General features: G+C 64.8%; 14 protein-coding genes. 7 read left to right on the top strand and 7 right to left on the bottom strand.

Annotation, left to right across the window (positions count from 1 at the left end; all coding sequences use genetic code 11):
* Position 1 precedes the first annotated feature (1 nt).
* Positions 2-1,435, bottom strand: coding sequence for a M28 family peptidase (locus LVJ94_04155; GenBank protein ID WXB06437.1), 1,434 nt, complete (start codon positions 1,433-1,435; stop codon positions 2-4).
* Between the two features lie 132 nt (positions 1,436-1,567).
* Between LVJ94_04155 and LVJ94_04150 the strand changes: the two genes are divergently transcribed.
* Positions 1,568-3,493, top strand: a complete 1,926-nt coding sequence (locus LVJ94_04150; GenBank protein ID WXB06436.1) for a hypothetical protein — start codon at positions 1,568-1,570, stop codon at positions 3,491-3,493.
* Positions 3,490-4,260, top strand: a complete 771-nt coding sequence (locus tag LVJ94_04145) for a hypothetical protein (protein WXB06435.1) — start codon at positions 3,490-3,492, stop codon at positions 4,258-4,260. Before LVJ94_04150 ends, LVJ94_04145 begins: the two co-directional genes overlap by 4 nt.
* On the opposite strand, the gene LVJ94_04140 is transcribed toward LVJ94_04145, so the two are convergent.
* Positions 4,181-5,125, bottom strand: coding sequence for a LysR family transcriptional regulator (locus LVJ94_04140; protein WXB06434.1), 945 nt, complete (start codon positions 5,123-5,125; stop codon positions 4,181-4,183). The two genes, LVJ94_04145 and LVJ94_04140, sit on opposite strands and share 80 nt — an antisense overlap.
* Before the next feature lie 75 nt (positions 5,126-5,200).
* Between LVJ94_04140 and LVJ94_04135 the strand changes: the two genes are divergently transcribed.
* A complete protein-coding gene (locus LVJ94_04135; GenBank protein WXB06433.1) occupies positions 5,201-6,226 on the top strand; it encodes an alcohol dehydrogenase catalytic domain-containing protein in 1,026 nt (341 codons plus the stop codon).
* A gap of 70 nt (positions 6,227-6,296) precedes the next feature.
* On the top strand, positions 6,297-9,089 hold the full coding sequence (locus tag LVJ94_04130; protein ID WXB06432.1) for a beta galactosidase jelly roll domain-containing protein: 2,793 nt from the start codon (positions 6,297-6,299) through the stop codon (positions 9,087-9,089).
* Here the strand turns inward: LVJ94_04130 and LVJ94_04125 are convergent.
* Positions 9,086-10,369, bottom strand: a complete 1,284-nt coding sequence (locus LVJ94_04125) for an APC family permease (GenBank protein ID WXB06431.1) — start codon at positions 10,367-10,369, stop codon at positions 9,086-9,088. The two genes, LVJ94_04130 and LVJ94_04125, sit on opposite strands and share 4 nt — an antisense overlap.
* A gap of 75 nt (positions 10,370-10,444) precedes the next feature.
* Complete coding sequence (locus tag LVJ94_04120; protein WXB06430.1) at positions 10,445-11,398, bottom strand: hypothetical protein; 954 nt, start codon at positions 11,396-11,398, stop codon at positions 10,445-10,447.
* A gap of 171 nt (positions 11,399-11,569) precedes the next feature.
* Between LVJ94_04120 and LVJ94_04115 the strand changes: the two genes are divergently transcribed.
* Together LVJ94_04115 and LVJ94_04110 are read left to right on the top strand one after the other, a co-directional pair.
* Positions 11,570-12,115: a peroxiredoxin gene (locus LVJ94_04115; GenBank protein WXB10679.1), complete on the top strand. Its 546-nt coding sequence runs from the start codon at positions 11,570-11,572 to the stop codon at positions 12,113-12,115.
* A gap of 8 nt (positions 12,116-12,123) precedes the next feature.
* A complete protein-coding gene (locus LVJ94_04110) occupies positions 12,124-12,657 on the top strand; it encodes a carboxymuconolactone decarboxylase family protein (protein WXB10678.1) in 534 nt (177 codons plus the stop codon).
* 118 nt (positions 12,658-12,775) lie between these two features.
* Here the strand turns inward: LVJ94_04110 and LVJ94_04105 are convergent, their stop codons facing one another.
* From LVJ94_04105 to LVJ94_04095, 3 genes are all read right to left on the bottom strand, one after another.
* On the bottom strand, positions 12,776-13,564 hold the full coding sequence (locus LVJ94_04105; GenBank protein WXB06429.1) for a hypothetical protein: 789 nt from the start codon (positions 13,562-13,564) through the stop codon (positions 12,776-12,778).
* A gap of 236 nt (positions 13,565-13,800) precedes the next feature.
* On the bottom strand, positions 13,801-15,153 hold the full coding sequence (locus LVJ94_04100; protein ID WXB06428.1) for a HAMP domain-containing histidine kinase: 1,353 nt from the start codon (positions 15,151-15,153) through the stop codon (positions 13,801-13,803).
* The gene (locus LVJ94_04095) at positions 15,150-15,821 is read right to left on the bottom strand and encodes a response regulator transcription factor (GenBank protein WXB06427.1); all 672 of its coding nucleotides are present in this window, start codon (positions 15,819-15,821) and stop codon (positions 15,150-15,152) included. Before LVJ94_04095 ends, LVJ94_04100 begins: the two co-directional genes overlap by 4 nt.
* A 123-nt stretch (positions 15,822-15,944) precedes the next feature.
* Between LVJ94_04095 and LVJ94_04090 the strand changes: the two genes are divergently transcribed.
* Positions 15,945-17,099 carry an efflux RND transporter periplasmic adaptor subunit gene (locus LVJ94_04090; protein WXB06426.1) on the top strand — a complete coding sequence of 385 codons (1,155 nt, stop codon included), beginning with the start codon at positions 15,945-15,947 and terminating at the stop codon, positions 17,097-17,099.

Genomic DNA, 17,099 nt, shown 5'->3' with positions numbered 1-17,099 from the left:
ATCATTCGCTCCGCATCGCCGCGGCCGAAACATCCCGCGTGGAGGCGATGATCTGCACCACCGCGCGGCTCAAAGGAACGAGGCTCGGGCCATGCACCTTGTCGATCGTGTCGCGCGAGTCGAACAGGTACATCGGTGCGGACAGAAAGTGCACGAGCGGCACACCCGCAGGATAAAAGTAGGCGCCGTCCGTCGGAGGCATCGCCGAGAGCGCGGTCGGAGGAAAGACGAACGAGCGGGTCAGCTCGTTGGCCGCAATGGCCTCGCGAACCGCCGCTTGCAACGTCGGGTTGCGGGACGTGAACCACCAGCGCACTTCAGGCTCCGACGTCGCGACGAGCCCGCCCGCGCCGTCGGGCTCGCAGCGCCGTGCCACATGCTCGAGATGCACCTCGAGCACCGTCTTGGCGAGAAGATCCGGATGGGCGGCGATGAAGGCGCGCGTACCCGCCGCATTCACCATGTGGCCGGCACAGAGCAGGAACAGCAGATTGTGCGGCCGCTCCGCGCGTGGGATGGCGGCCCAATGCATGGCCTGCGCGAGCACCATGGCTGTGCCCGAACCGTCCTCCACGGCCGAAGCCCACGGCCCGTCATGGTGCGAGGCAATGATGACCCATTCGTCGGAGCGGCCGGGCAAGGTACCGACGACGTTGTGCGAGGTCATGGGGTAGCGCGCGGCCTTCACCTCGAGACGCGCTTCGACGGAGCCCTGCGTCATGCGCTCCAGCAATTGGCGTCCATTGGCACCGGAAAGCCAGATGCCGGGGATGGGCCGAACCTCGGCGTCGTAGGGAACGTAATAATCCGACGTTTCCCAAGGCACCCCGGTGAGCAGGCCGACGAACCCCGCCGCGTGGGCCGCCACCGTCGAGTCCATGACATGGTTTTGCTCGGAATGAAACGGCACCGTTTGGAGCAGCGTGTCGAACTCGTTCGCGGGATCGTAGACGCTCGTGGCCAAACCTCGAAAAAGCGATTGTTGATACTTCGCAAACGCGATTTCACGCACCGCAATGCGCCCCTCGAGTGCGCCTGAATCGAAATGCGCCAGTTTGGCGGAGACGACCGCCGGGGTCGTATGAGGCAATGCGAACCCTGCGAATTTCGTCCCATCGGCCAGGGTGAGCTCGGCCACCTCCGGTTGCCAACAAGGGACCTCGACCGGTTCGAGGCGGGCATCCTCCAAACCGATTTCCCGAAAACGACCGAGGGCCCAGGTCTCGATCCAGGTATCGGCCGCATAACCCGGGCGCCGGATACCATGACTCACGATTTCCCGAATCCAATCGAGCATTTCGTCCGCACTCGGCAGATGAAGCGATCCGCTCGGTGTTGGGGAGTCGCTTGGCGAAGGAGATGCATCATCGCCACAGCCCATGACCGCAAGCGCCACGCCCGCCTCGGCGACACGGAGGAAGTCCCTGCGCTTCATGTCCGATGCTCCAATTTGGAGAACATAAGGAGGTCTCTCGGCGGCGGTAGCTCCAGGCACCACCAAGGCGCGTTTCGCTCATCGAAATAAGACGGAATCGATCGGCATCGGGCCGGCGTTCGTGCGGCGAAGATGCTGCGCTCCAACGTCGCCGTCCTCGCCGCAGCGCTATCGCCATGGGCCGTCTCATGCGATTTCGCCACGCCGCAGCCGAGTCACACCACCCGCGCGGCCGCATCGCAGCAGGCCGTGGCCACGAAGCCGACGCCCCCCGCGGTCGTGCGTTCGAACGCCGCGCGGCACGGGAGCGGAATACTCCTTGCGCAAGTCCTCGGACCGCGTCCTGCGACCTTGGCGTACGTGGCCGACGAAGACGACCACGCCATTCGCGTCATCGATGTCGACACGCCGACGGAGGTCTCCATGCTGCCGCTCCCCGGGACGCCGGCGCAATTGGTGATGCTCCCCACCGGGCGCCTGGTCGTAGCTCTTCGCGATCGTCACACCGTCGCCCTTCTCGACGGCGTCGGCACGGCCGACGCGCCATTGTCCGTGCGCGAGGAGGCAGCAACACCCAGCGAACCCATTGGCTTGGCGCTTTCGCCCGACGATGCGACCTTGCTCGTGACCAGCGGCTGGGGTCAGTCCTTGACGGCGTACGCGCTCGCCTATTCTGGAGAATCGACGCATCTCGAGGCACGCCGCACGTGGTCCATCGGACGTGAACCCCGTGCCGTCGTCGTATCGGACGATGGCAAACGCGCCTTCGTGAGCCATGCCGTCGGCTCCAACATCGACGTCATCGATCTCGCCTCCGACGGCAGCCAGGTCGCCGCGATCCCGGTCGACGGCATCGTTGGAGGCCGAGACGTCTCACCGTCGAGCGCATCCCTGAAGGCCTGCCAGGGATTCGCGCTGGCCAAATCGTTCGTCCCCGCAGGACGCATCCTGGCACCCCACGTCATCGTCGCATCCGGCGTGCCGGAATTTCCGTCCGAGGGCTACGGCGAGTCCATGGGGATCGAGGCCGAGTCCTTCGATGTCGCGGTGCTCGACGAAGACCGTGCCGCCGCGATGAAGGGCAGCCTCCTCCTCGCCGATGTAGCGCGGCGTGAGCGCGCATGCACCTTGCCGCGAGCCGCCGTCGCCGGCAGAAAAGGCGCGCTCTATGTGACGTGCCTCGGCGAAAACAGTGTGCTCGAGCTCGATGGCGCCGCGCTCAATCCGCACGACCTCGAGATCAAACGGTGGAAGGTCCCCGCAGGTCCAACCGCCATCGCGCTTCACGAAGCCTCGGAGCGCGCCTTCGTGTGGTCGCAGTTCGGTCACGCCCTGAGCACCCTTGCCCTCGACGCCCGTGCTGCGGTGGTGAGCGCGAGCCTCACGCTGCCGCGGACGATGCGGCGCGATCCGCACGTCGAACGCGGACGCCTCCTGTTTCACGCGGTGGACGATGCGCGCATCTCCTCGGATGGGCGTGCGTGCGCGAGCTGCCACCCCGATGGCCGCGACGATGGGCTGCTGTGGTCCTCGCCCGAGGGACCACGCCAAACGCCCATGCTCGCCGGACGCATCGTGGGGACTGCGCCCTACGGCTGGAACGGCACCGGCAACGATGTCGCAGCGCACCTCGAAAAGACGTTTCGCCGGCTTGGAGGCAAGGGCCTCGTCGACCGCGACCGTGACGCGCTCGTCGCGTTCATCACGGCGATGCCACCCCCAGCCGAAAAGCCCGCGAGCAGCGATGTCGCCAACTTGGCGCGCGGCGAGGCGATCTTTCGCTCCGCGGAGGCAGGCTGCGCCATCTGCCACGGCACGGATGGACGATCGCCGGACGGCGAACGCCATGATGTCAAAAGCCACACGCGTGGCGACGCTCTCCGGACCTTCGACACGCCCAGTCTGCGTTTCGTCGGAGGAACGGCTCCGTACTTCCACGACGGACGCTATGCGACCCTGCACGAGCTGCTCGTCGCGTCCAACGGCAAGATGGGAAACACCGAGCACCTCCACGCCGACGAGCTCGCGGCGCTGGAAGCCTACGTGAGGTCGCGATGAGAGCGGCCTTCGCGTTCGGCATCCTCGTCGCACGGCTGCTCGCGGCATCGCCAAGCCACGCCGACGTCGTGGACATCGCCAAGCTTCCCACGGGCGCAGGCCGCGCGCCGGCCTTTCGGGTCCAAGGCACGTTCACGAACCTCGAGGACAACTCCGGAAGGACCTTCCGCGCCCCCCCGGATGGCACGTGCTTCGTCTCCTTCGTGGACCGGCATCATTTCGGACGAAGCCAATGGCTCGCGGAAAGCGACATCGCCTTTCGCTCGACGGAGGTCTACTTGATGCACGGCGACCCCGACGCATCGGAAGCCTTCGGCGTCGAACGGCTCGTTCGAACGCGCGAGGGCTCGAAATTCGAGCGCGCGTTGGTCCTCTTTGGCCCGAAGACGGCGCCGGGCGTCACGATCCAACGGGCGGTGAGCATCCCGTTGGTCGAGATCCTGCACGACGCGCGAGGGCTGCTCGTCCTTGGATACCGCACGGCCACGGCGGTCCACGTCGTCGTGCGGTCCCGACCCAAAGCGACCATCACGCAGTTCGACGAAAACGGTGTCCGCCTCGAATCGGGCTCCCAAGGTGCCTGCACCGTGAGCGACATCCGTCTGCCCTTGCGCGACAACGGTGCATTCGCGCAGATGCACGCATCCCTGGACGTCCCCCACGAAAAGGCCCCCGTCGCATTCGTCCTCAATGCGAGCGTGACGCAGTCTTCGCGCGACCCCTCGCCCGTCCTTTCGCTCGCCGTTCGGTACTCAAAAAGTCGATGAGTGCCCGCAGCTTGAGCGGTACTTGAATCCGGCTCGGGTAATACAGAAAAAAGCCCGGGAAGGGTGCGCAGTAGTCCGCGAGCACACGCACCAACTCACCGCGCTCGAGGTAGGGGCGGGCCACTTCTTCCAAGGCATACGCTACGCCAAGGCCGTTCACCGCCGCACGCAACATGAGATCGCCGTCGTCCAGGACGATGCGGCCATCGAGGGCCATCTGGAACACTTTTCCATCTGGCTCGTCGAATTCCCATTTGTACATCTCACCGCTCGAGATGCGGCGGTATCCGATGCAATCGTGACCATGCAAATCGCGCGGGTGCTTCGGTTTGCCTCGCTTGGCGAAGTACGCGGGCGCGCCCACGATGGCCGAACGCTGGTCGCCGGAGATGCGCACGGCGATCATCTCCTTGTCGAGCACCTCACCCAGGCGCACGCCGGCGTCGAAGCCGCGCGCCGCAATGTCGACCAGCCCATCGTCGATGGATAGATCGAACCGTATCTCGGGATTCTCGGCGAGGAAGCCCGCCATCGCGGGCTCGAGGACGATGGCCATGGCCACCCGCGAAATCGTGAGGCGAAGGGTTCCCGCGGGACGATCGCGCAACTCCGCCAACGACTCCACGGCCTCGCGCACGTCCGAGAGCGCGGGGCGCACGCGATCCCAGAGCCGCTGCCCCGCCTCGGTCAGGCTCACGCTGCGCGTGGTGCGCTGAAAGAGGCGCACGCCGAGCCGGTCCTCCAGCTGGCGCACCGTTTGGCTCACCGCCGATGCCGTGACCCCCAACTCGGCCGCCGCCGTCGTGAAACTCCTCTTTTCGGCCACGCGTACGAACGTCGTGATGCCCGCCAGCTCGTCCTTCATTATTTAGCCAGGCTAATAAGCACATCAAGATTTCGCTACTTTTTCTTGAAGCTCCAAATCTCTAGCTTCACCGCCATGACGATTCACGAAACGATGAAGGCCGCCGTTGTCACCGCCCTCAAGTCCCCGTGGGAGGTGAAAGCCGTGCCCACCCCGCGCCCAGGCCCCACGCAGGTGCTCATCCGCATCCGCGCGAGCGGCCTTTGCTACACCGATGTGCACCTCACCGAGGGAGGCCTCATCGATCTGCAGCTCCCCTCGGTCCTCGGCCACGAGCCCGTCGGCGAAATCGTCGAGGTGGGCTCCGCGGTGCGCACCCGCAAGGTGGGCGACCGCGTGGGAACCAACAGCCTGCAGACCGGCTGCGGACGATGCGAATGGTGCAGCCGCGGCAAGATGATTTACTGCGCGGACCAGAAGATCCTCATGGTTCACCAATTCGGTGGCCACGCGGAATACCTCGTGGCGGAGGAAGCGGCGACCATTCTCCTTCCGGACCAACTCTCCTTCGAGAACGCGGCTCCGATCCTCTGCGCAGGCAACACCGTGTGGAGCGGCCTGCGCGCCGCCGAGCCATTGCCGCATTCGACCGTCGCCGTCGTCGGCATTGGGGGCCTCGGTCACCTTGCATTGCAATATGCAAAGACCGCGGGCTTTCGCACCATCGCCATCACCCGCTCCAAGGACAAGATTGCCCTGAGCCGCGAATTGGGCGCCGATGAAGTCGTCGGCAGCGGCGAGGAGCTCGCACGCGTGGGCGGCGCCGACGTCATTCTGTCGACCGGCAACGGGTACCGCACGGCCAGCGACGCGCTCCTGGGATTGCGCCCCGAGGGCAGCTTGGTCGTCATGGGCGCGGCCGGGCCCGACGAAGATCTGGTCATTCCGAACCGCACCGTGTTCCCCCAGATGATGGTCAATCGGCAGAAGATCATCTTCTCGCAGCAAAATGGTCGCGAGTATCTGCATGAGGCCGTGGCCATCGCAGGCCGGGGCAAAATCCGTGTACTGACAGAGACCTTCACCCTCGACGAAGTACGCACAGCCTACGACCGTGTGGCCGCAGGAACGGTGCGCTTCCGGGCCGTGCTGGTCCCTTGAGGCTTGCATTCGTTAAGAATCTTTACTAACTAACGAGTCATCCTTGGACCCGGGTGAGGAGGAGGTCGCGATGATTCGTTCTTTGACGATGTCCCGAAGGGCACTAGCCCTCTTGAGCACGGCTGCATTCGCCGCCTTGCTGCCCAATTGCAGCGATGAAGATGCCACGAATCCGCCGAGCCAGCCCGGCGATCTGGACAATCCGTCGGCGCTCGACTCGTCGACGGGCGACGCGTCGAAGGACGTGAGCCCCACACCTGCACCGCCGAACGATAAGTTGTTCCTGCGGAACGGCTGGGCAATTCGCACCTCGACGGGCCTCAACAAAGACGGGGCAACGCTATCGACGGTGGGATTCGATGCGAGCCAATGGATGCAGGCCACGGTTCCGACCACCGTGGTCTCGGCGCGCGTGAAGAAGGGGGATTTCCCCGATCCGAATTTCGGGATGAACATGCGCAACATCCCGGGCACGACCGACTATCCGGTGGGTGGAAACTTCTCGTTGTTCGAGATGAAGGATACGAATCCGTACAAAGTGCCCTGGTGGTACCGCACGGAGTTCGACCTTCCGTCCAATGGCGGCGCACGCACCTGGCTCCATTTCGACGGTATCAATTACCGCGCCAATATTTGGCTCAATGGCAAAAAGGTCGGCTCCAGCACGGACATTGCGGGCTCGTACCGCCGATTTGCCCTCGACGTGACGGATGCGGCGAAGCCGGGGCAGAAAAACGCGCTCGCCATCGAGATCTTCTCGCCGAAAAAGACGGATCTCGCGCCCAGCTTCATCGATTGGAATCCGACGGCGGCCGACAAGAACATGGGCCTCTGGCAGGACGTCTTCGTGGCGACCACCGGCCCGGTGAAAGTCGAATACCCGACCATCGTCTCCAAGGTGCCGAACACGAACGAAGCGCGCGTCACCGTCAACGCGGAGCTCACCAACACGAGCGATACGGCCATCACGGGCACGGTGAAGGGCACCCTCGGCAACATCGTGTTCACCGAGAGCGTGACCCTGGGCCCGAAAGAGAAGAAGCAGCTGAGCATCACGCCGGCCCAGCATCCGGAATTGATCGTCGCCTCGCCGAAACTCTGGTGGCCCTACGAATACGGCGAACAGAACCTGCACGACCTCACCCTGGACTTCGTGGTGAACGGCAACATCTCCGACCGGGCCAAAGCCCGCGTCGGCATCCGTGAAATCACGATGAGCCTCACCGATGGCTTGTGGGCCAACTACAAGGTCAACGGGAAGCCCATCTTCATTCGCGGCGGCGGCTACACGCAGAACATGCTCTACCGCTTCGACGATAAGCGCGACGAGCAGGAGATGAAGCTCGTCAAAGACATGGGGATGAACACCATCCGCATCGAGGGCAAGCTCGCCAACGATCACCTGTTCGAAGTGACCGACCGCGAAGGCATCCTGGTGCAAACCGGCTGGGAGTGTTGCAGCATTTGGGAATCCTGGGTGGATCCGGAGAACCACGGCACCTGGACGTCCGAGAGCGCCGGCATCGCGGAAGCGTCGATGAAGAGCCAACTCTTGCGTCTCCGCAGCCGTCCGAGCTCGCTCGGGTGGCTCTATGGAAGCGATAGCCATCCACCGGCGGACGTCGAGAAGATCTATTTGCGCGCGGCCGAGCAAGCGCGGTGGAATCTGCCGCTGCACAATCAAGCCTCCGAGCGCGATCCGAGCAAGCTCACCGGGCCCTCGGGATTCAAGATGCCCGGCCCGTACGATTACATTCCGCCGGTCTACTGGTACCAGGACAAGTACGGCAAGGGCGGGGCGTGGGGTGGCTTCATCAGCGAGGCGGGCATTGGCCCCGCGGTTCCCGAAATCGAGAGCCTGAAGAAGTTCCTCCCCGCAGACAAACTGTGGCCCATCAATTCGGTGTGGCATTATCACATGGGCGGCGGGCCCTTTGCCAACTTGGATATCCATACCGCAGCGCTCGAGGGGCGTTACGGCAAGGCCACGACGCTCGAGAATTACGTATTGAAGGCGCAAGCTTTGGCCTACGACGGAGAGCGCGCGAAGTTCGAGTCGTACCGCTGGGGCAAGGGCAAGACCACCGGCATCATCTCGTGGATGCTGAACAACAGCTGGCCGTCGATGCTCTGGCATTCGTACGACTATTACCTGGCCGCCGCGGGTGGTTACTACGGCACGAAGATGGCCAATCACCCGGTGCACATTCTGTACAATTACGAGACGCGTGAAGTGTCGGTGGTGAACGACACCGCGGCCGACGTGAGTGGGCTGAAGGCCACGGCCGAGGTCTACGACATCAATGCGAAGAAGCTCTTCTCGCAAGAGAAGGCGAATCTGGCCGTCAATACGACGAAGCGCACCTCCGCGCTGACCATTCCGGCGGTGGCCAACCTCACCCCGACGTACTTCGTGCGCTTGGTGCTGCGCGACAATCAAGACCGTGTCGTGAGCAACAACTTCTATTGGCTCTCGACCAAGACCGACAAAATCGACTGGGCCAAGCACGACTGGTGGGGCGCACCGACCACGCAGCACGCCGATCTGACGCAGCTCAAGTCGCTGCCTGCGACGAAGCCGACGCTGACCGCGGTGGTCGAAGGAACGGGCGCGCAGCGCAAGATCCGCGCGACCGTGCAGAACGACAACAAAGGCATCTCGTTCATGGTGCGCGTGCGCGTGACGAAGGGCGCGGGCGGGCCGGAAGTGCTGCCGTCGACCTGGAGCGACAACTACATCTCGCTCTTGCCGGGCGAGAAGCGTGAGTTGGTCGGGGAGTTCGCCGCCAGCGACCTCGGAAATGCACAGCCCACCGTCGTCCTCACGGGCTGGAACGCTCCAGAGACGTCGACGACGCCTTAGTCTCCCCCTACCCCAGCCCTCCCCCTGAGGGGGAGGGAGGAGAGTCGGCGCGTGACCCCGTACAAGATGGGGCCCGCGCCGACGACGAGGGCGCCGAAGACGAGGGCGTTCAGGCCGAAGGCGTCCTCGTGAAGGTTGTCGGCCAGCGTCACGCCGAGCACGAGCAACGGCCCCAGGCCCAGGAGAATGGCCACGGGAAGACCGCCGGGCACGAGGAAGGGGCGCGGCAGATCCGGCTCACGGCGGCGAAGCGCGACGAAGGCGACGAACTCGAGCACCAGGCTCGTTCCGTAGAGCAAGATGTCGAGCGAGACGAGCCGCTTGAAGCTGAGACCGAGCGACGCCGTCCAGAGCGCGGAGCATAGGAGAATCGCCACCCACGGAGCATCGTTCGCCTGAAAACGGCGCGCGCAAGCCGCGGGCAAGTAGCCGTCGCGCGCCAGGACGACGGGCAAGCGCGAATACGAGAGGCACAGGGCGTTGAACATGCCGAGGGAGCTGAGCATCCCGCCCACGACGACGGACGTAGCCAGCACCGCGCCGCCGTAGTGGCGCGCCACCTCGACCCAGGAGCCGGTCTGCCACGCCGAAGGGTCGACGCCGGCGTACCACATGGCGCCGACCGGAATGGTGTAGCTCGCGGCGATGAGCGCAATGGCGACGAACACCGCCACGGGGTACGTGCGCTGTGGGCGATGCACTTCGCCGGCGACCGTGGAGGCGTTGTCCCAGCCCATGTAGTTCCACATGGCGATGAGGATCCCCGACCCCGCGTCGCCCAGTGTGAGCGGCGACGGCGCGGAGGCGACCGGCATCGCGCGCGGTGAAAGAAGCGCGAACACGGAGAGCACCGCGAAGGGTGCCACGAGCAGCACGGTCATCAACGCCGAGCCATCGCCCACGGCGCGTGCGCCGGCCATGTTCCACGCGGCGCACGCTGCGATGACGAGCACGGAGACCAGCACCGGATACGGCGGCTGCCCCATGGCCGGCCAGAGGCGCTGCAGGTACAGCACGAAGAGCGTCGGGTAGATGGCCATGTCGAAGACGCTGGCCGCGAGCGACAGCCAGGCGCCCTGGTAGCCCCAGAAATCGCCGAGCGCGCGGCGCACCCAGACGTAGTAACCGCCGTCCTCGGGCACGGCGGCCGCGAGCTCGCCGACCATCAGCGCCGTGGGCAGACTCCACACGAGCGGCGTCGCCACCAAGATGGCGATGGCGGCGCCGAAACCGGTCTTCTGCACCAGCTCCTCGAGCCCGTACGGCCCGCCCGACACCATGAAGTAGAGCGCCCCGACGAGCGGAACGAGTGTGATGGGCCTGCGAAGGTGCTCGGGTTGCGTGGTTTGGCTATATCACTGCGAGCCGCAGAAGGTCGTACATGTTCCGGCGGCGCCTCCTTTGGCGTCGCAGCGGCCCTTGCACTCGGTCTGGGTCCCGAATCCGCCGTGGCAGCTTCCCCCCGCGGCCTTCAGTTCGGCGCACGTGCCCTGTGCACCGGCGGATACATCACAGTAGTAACCGGGATTGCAGTCCGCCCCCGAACGGCAGGCGCCGCCCGGACCCGAGCGGCCCTCCGAGCTGCACGTTCCCGAGCGGCAATGCAGCCCCTCGGCGCACTCGGTGTGCGCGTCGTCGCTCACCACGCAGCGTTCCCCTGCGGCCGCGCGCGGGATGCAGGTGCCGTTCGAGCAGCGGGCACCCCCTTCGCACGCGGGGTGCGATCCGAACTCGAGCGAGAGACTCCCCGACGACGATCCGCATGGCGCCCCCAAGGGAGGCGGAGGTTGGCACATACCATCGGCCGAGGCGGTGGCTCCGACGCAGGTGAGCCCCTCGTTGCACTCATGGTCGCCGGCACAGAGTTGCCCCGCGGCTCGAACGCCGGAGAACGCCTTGCGGCACGACGTGCCCGACGGATCGCTGAACGTCATCGTGAGGTTCGCGCACTTCTCACCGCCGCCCAAGCGGGCCGCGTACGCGGCGTAGCAGGACTCCGCCTCGCCGGGGTGAAGGAGGATGCGCTGCTTGCCCGTCGAGCGCTGCACCGCGTCCGCGCACTTCGGTGCCAGCGCCACGACGATGCCGTTGACCAGGCCGTACTCGGACGTGGTCTTGTCGGCCGCCGTACAGCACGCGTCGATGGCACCGGCGAGCACGCCGAGCGTACGGTCGCAGAAGTTCGTTGCATCTTGCGCGGTTGCGAGCCGATCGCTCCCACTCGCCGCGTCATCGTCCGAGGAATTGCACCCGGCACCGCACACCAACGCCAAGCCCACGAACCCTGCCGCCGCGAAGACTCTCACCAAAGGTCACCTCCTAGCAGCGGCCTGAGCAAGGTTCGTTCCGCCCTCTCTCATGACGCCTCGGTGCCATTTCGCGCTCTGCGTCGAAGCTTCTTGACGAGTTGAAAACTATTATTAGACTATGTCTAAATCTAAGACGTCACCAAGGAATCCTAAAGGAATTCAAGGAGATCTATCGCTATGTTGACCGTTGGAGACAAGCTTCCGGAGTTCAAGCTCAACGCTGTGGTTAGCCGCGAACACGGCAAAGAGTTTCAAGAGATCACCTCGGCGAGCTACCCCGGCAAGTGGAAGGTGCTCTTCTTCTGGCCCCTCGACTTCACGTTCGTCTGCCCGACGGAGATCGCCGAGTTCGGCAAGCGCGCGCAGGACTTCCGCGACCGCGATGCCGAGGTTCTCGGTGCGAGCATCGACAGCCAGTACGTGCACTTGGCCTGGCGCAACAACCACGCCGACCTGAAGAACCTGACCTTCCCCATGCTCGCGGACATCAAGCACGAGCTCTCGGCCGCCCTCGGCATCCTCCACAAGACCGACGGCGTCGCGCTCCGCGCCACGTTCATCGTCGACCCGGAAGGCATCATCCGCTTCGCCAGCGTTCACGACCTGTCCGTCGGCCGCAACGTCGAAGAGGTTCTGCGCACGCTCGACGCACTGCAGACCGACGAGCTTTGCCCCTGCAACTGGAAGAAGGGCGACCCCACGCTGGAGGCTGCGTGAGCACGGACATTCCCGCCACCGAGGCGCTTCGCGCGCTGATCCCGGAGGCGGCGAAAGACATCCGGCTCAATTTGCAGTCGACCCTCACGGGTACCAGCTCGCTGACCACGGAGCAGAAATGGGGCATCGCGATTGCCTCGGCGATCGCAGCCCGCAGTCCGCGCCTTCGCGCGGCCCTCGTTTCGGACTCCGCCAGCGTGATCGATGCCAAGGTCGTCGAAGACGCGAAGGCTGCCGCGGCCCTCATGGCCATGAACAACGTCTATTACCGATTCCGTCATATGATCGGTAAGCAGAGTTATTCGGACAAGCCGGCACGTCTTCGCATGAACCGCCTGGCCGCCCCCGCGACCAACAAGGCCGATCTGGAGCTGTTCTCGCTCGCCGTCAGCGCCATCCACGGATGCGAGATGTGCGTGCAAGCCCACGAAAAGACGGTGTTGGAACACGGTCTCAGCGAAGACCAAGTCCACGACGCCGTGCGCCTCGCCGCGACGATCCACGCGACGGCGATCTCGCTCGAAATCGACGCCACCGAATAGAAGCAACGACGCCCTCGTCGCTCCGAAGAGGGTGGGAAACGGTACGCACCTAACTAGGGTCCCCTCGTACTTTTTCCCCCTCTCTCCGGACTGGCGAGGGCGTTTTCTTATTTGCGGATCAGAAGTAGCCGAGAATGCCGGCGGTCGCGCCCAAGTAGAACTGCGTCGAGTCGAAGGATACGGAGGTCGTGGTATTGCCGTTCCTCACGTCCGTCTTGTTCTTACCGGTGACCGGGATGTCGATATTCGCACCGACCGTGATGCCGAAATGTGGCACCGGCGAAAGCACGAACATCGGCTCCAGATCGAGCGCGAACTGATCGACGGATGCGCTCAAGTCGGCGTCGCTGCTGTCCGGGCTCTGGAAGTTCCGACGGATGTACGAAAAGCCACCGCGCGGCCAGAACGCAACCGACGCGGAAAGAGGGAGAACGTAGCCAACACGCGGCGCGAACCCGAAGAAAGACTCTTTGCTGAGATCAACGTCCTGGGTGAGGTTGCCGCCCTTGTTGGTCCGGCTGTGGCTTACATCGAAGGCCACGAACACAGAACCACCGATGGTGAGATGATCGATGATCGCGTAATCGAGCGAGGCACGCGGCACGTCGAACACGCTGCGATGGCTAAAATTCGCAGTGAGAAGCGACATGCGGGCGCTCGACTCGGTCGTCGAGCCGCCGTTGGTGTCCGTCTTAACGCTTTCATAGGACACCACCGGCAACAACCGGTCGGCGCTGAGGATGAATTGTCCCTTCTGTCCGAGATCCGTTTTGCCTTGTGCATAAGCGGTGCTGCTCGCGAGAAGTGCACCGGCAACCATGCCGAGACCAAGAATCGTTCGTCGCATGAATAATGACTCCTTATTGCCCTTAGAGACGTCTTTCGAGGCGCTGCAAAGCAGGGTCAATCCAGTCGCGGTTCATTCGGGCCTAGCGGCCCTCATAGGCCTCATCTGCCCTCGATTTTGCATTCTGCGACCGGTTCATTCGGGCCTAGCGGCCCTCATAGGCCTCATCTGCCCTCGATTTTGCATTCTGCGACCGGTTCATACGACGAGAGACGGAAGCGCCTCAAACATATTCGTCCCAAAAGCTCAGGCACTAGGTCAGTAAGTACTAACCACAGCCGCTGGGCACCGTATTTTTACGACGCAGGAAGCACCACGAGAAACCGGGCACCCGGAAGGGACGAGGTCGTGTCGAGCTGCACATCGCCTCCGTGGGCGCGGGCGATCTCGCGGGCGATGCCCAACCCGAGGCCCGAGCCGTCGCGCGTCTTCACCGCGTGGGGCGCGCGGAAGAACGGCTCGAAGATGCGCTCGCGATCGACCTCGTCGATGCCCGGGCCCTGATCGACGATCCACGTGTGGAGCATGGAGCCGTGGTGCTCGCACTCCACGCGCACGACACCGCCCGAGGGCGAGTGCATGATGGCGTTCTCCAGCAAATTGCGGAACAGGCGCGTCACGTCGCCGTGCCGGTGCGACACCGTGGCCTTCGCGAGGTGGATGTCCAAAGAGACCGCCCGGGACGTGGCGAGATCGGCGACCAGCTTGCGCGCATCCTCGACCATGCGCTCGAGCGCGATCGCCTCGGGCCCTTCGCCCGCGTCCTGCCTCGTGCGGGCCAAGGTGAGCAAGTCGTTCGCGAGCAACTTGAGACGCCGCGTCGCCTCGAGGGCCTGTTGAATGGCCTGGCGGTACGCCACGGCCTCGCGATCCTTGCGCAACGCCTGCTGCAGTTCACCGTACAGCGCCGTGAGGGGCGAGCGCAGCTCGTGGGCGGCGTGCGCGATGAAGCGCTGCTGCGAGCTGACCAGCTCCCCGAGCCGCTCGACCATGTTGTTCATGTCGGAGCCGAGTTGCACGATCTCGGGATCGGGTGAGCGCACATCGCTGCGTGCCGTGAGATCGCCCCCGGCCACGCTTCGCGCGACCGCTGCGATGTTGCGGTGATCGCGGGTGAGGCGCCCGCTCATCCAATACGCGATGAGCGACGCCCACCCCACCGCCACGACCACCGCCGCGAGCATGGCGCGAAAAAGGTACGCCTTGTCCCCCTCGAAGTCTTCGCGCGACGTGGCCAGGAAGAGAAACGCATTGGCCTGCTGCGGGATGGGCATGAACACGCCCCGCATGTGCTCGCGCTCGAAGAGGAAGTCGAACGGCTTCGCGTTGGGATGCCGAATGTCGGCCAGGTGGGGCGGGCTCCGCTCGAATGGATACGTCGCCGCGACCACCGTGCCGCTATCCTGGTAGATGATTCCGAACTTGGTCAGCGGGCCGATGTCATTTGCCGCCGGCCCGGGCCGATCGGAAAAGCGCAACGCATGCTGCTGCACCTCGACGGCTTCGGTGCGTGCCACGGCGAGCAGCGATGCGTCGAGTTGCCGTTGCTGCAAGCCATTGAAGGCCACCAAGACGGCCGCGAAGGCCCCGCCCAAGGCGAGCGCAGTGACCGCGGCCAAAACCAGCGTGGTCCGCGCTCGAAAGCTCATGCTTCGTCGCGGCGCTCACGCAACCGGTAGCCCACCCCGCGCACCGTCTCGATGCGCCACGCGTCGGTTCCGAGCTTGTCGCGCAGGCGGCTCACGTGCACGTCGAGAATGCCCGAGCCGGGGTCGAACCCGAGGTTCCACACGTCGGCGAGCAAGGTCGCACGCGAAACCGGTTCGCTCCGGGCAATGGCCAGGCGCAAGAGCAGCTCGTACTCGCGCGAGCGAAGATCGAGCACGTTGCCGCCCAAGGTGCAGCGACGGCGCAATCGATCGATGACCAACTCGCCGACGCGCAGCTCCGCCAGCTGCGCACTGCGGCGCACCAGTGCATTGAGGCGCGCGAGCAGCTCCTCCACCTCGAACGGCTTCACCAGATAGTCGTCCGCCCCGGATTGGAGACCGGTGACGCGATCGCCCACCTCCCCGCGCGCCGTGAGCATCAAGATGGGCGTGAGCACCCCCGCACGCCGGAGCTGATCGCAGAACGTCGGGCCGTCGCCGTCGGGCAACATCCAGTCGAGGATGATCACGTCGTTCGAAGCGCTACGGGCGCGTGCCAGCCCCGTCGTCATATCGACCGCAAGCTCCGGCGTATCGCCCTCTTCTGCCACCACGCGAACCAGGAATTCACCAAGCGTGGGATCGTCTTCGATAATCAATACTTTCACGGCAGATCTCCGGCTGGAGGGCTAGAAAGACAGAGGGATAGTGTTCATAGGAAACTGCGGCCATCCCTATTACACGCATGTAAGCACCGACCATCCGCATGGCCGAGTACATTTTATACCATCGTGGCACGTCCAAAAAAGACCGGCACGCTCCGGTTTTTCTTTCTCTTCGGATGGTTGATGTCGGTTGGGGGATGCAAGGCACAAGGCGCGGAGCATGCGCCCTCGTCCAGCGCCCTTCCACCTCCCCCTTATGAGATCGTCACGAAAGACGAACTCCGCGTTCGGCACGATTTGTACGAGAAGCTGGCCTTCGCCACGGCGACGAAGAGCGACGTGGAGGCCATCGTGCAAGGCTTTGGGCGTGTGGCCTTCGCGCCCAACGGCTCGTACGCGGTGCGCGTACCGTTTTCCGGGTTCGTGCTGCGCGTGCACGTGGCCGTCGGGGACGACGTGCGCATCGGGCAGCCACTCGCCACGTTGCGCAGCAGCGATCTCGCGAAAATGCGGGCCGACGCGCGCAAGTTGCAGGCGATGGTCGACACGGAACGCGACACGGTCGAGCGCATCGAGAAGCTCGTTCCGGAGGGTGCGGCCTCGGGCCGGGAGCTCATCGAATCGAAAGGGCGCCTTTCGGCGGGGACCGCGGAGCTGCAAGGCATTCGCGAGGCGCTGGCCGCGGCCAGCACCCCGGGTGAAGGTGGCGAGGAGTTCGTCCTTCGCGCGACCGCGCCCGGGCGCGTGCTCGCCCGCCAGATTGCTCCGGGCGAGCGGGTGGATCCCAACTCGGACAAACCGATTTTCCTCATCGGCAATCCCACCGCCGTGGTGGTGCGCGCGGCCTTTCCCGAACGCGACGCGCCGCTTCTTCGCGAGGGTAGCCCGTGTTCGGTCTGCGTCCCCGCGTTGGGCAGCGGCAAAATCGAAGGCTCGGTGGTGAACTTGGTGCATGCGCTGGACATGCGCACGCACACCGTCGAAGCGTCCTGCGCACCGAGCACCAGCGATGCGCGCTTGTCGGCGGACATGACGGCCAAAGTGGACGTCACCGTGCGCGGCGCAGGCGTGCTCGTGGTGCCGCGCAGCGCTGTGCTTCTGCGGCGCGATGCGCGTGTGGTCTTCGTGGCCACGGGCGAAGAAAGGCTTTCGAGGCGCACCGTCGATCTGGGGGCGGCGGTGGGCGACAACGTGCAGATCGTCCGGGGCGTGCAGGCCGGCGAGCGCGTGGTCACCGCCAATGCGGTGCTCTTCGATGGCGAGCTCGATCGAGTCCTCTGA

This window comes from Sorangiineae bacterium MSr11367 (genome assembly GCA_037157805.1).
Taxonomy (GTDB): Bacteria; Myxococcota_A; Polyangia; order Polyangiales; family Polyangiaceae; genus Pendulispora; species Pendulispora rubella.
The sequence above is the reverse complement of the archived record's forward strand: the minus strand, read 5'-3'. Positions and strand labels throughout refer to the sequence as shown.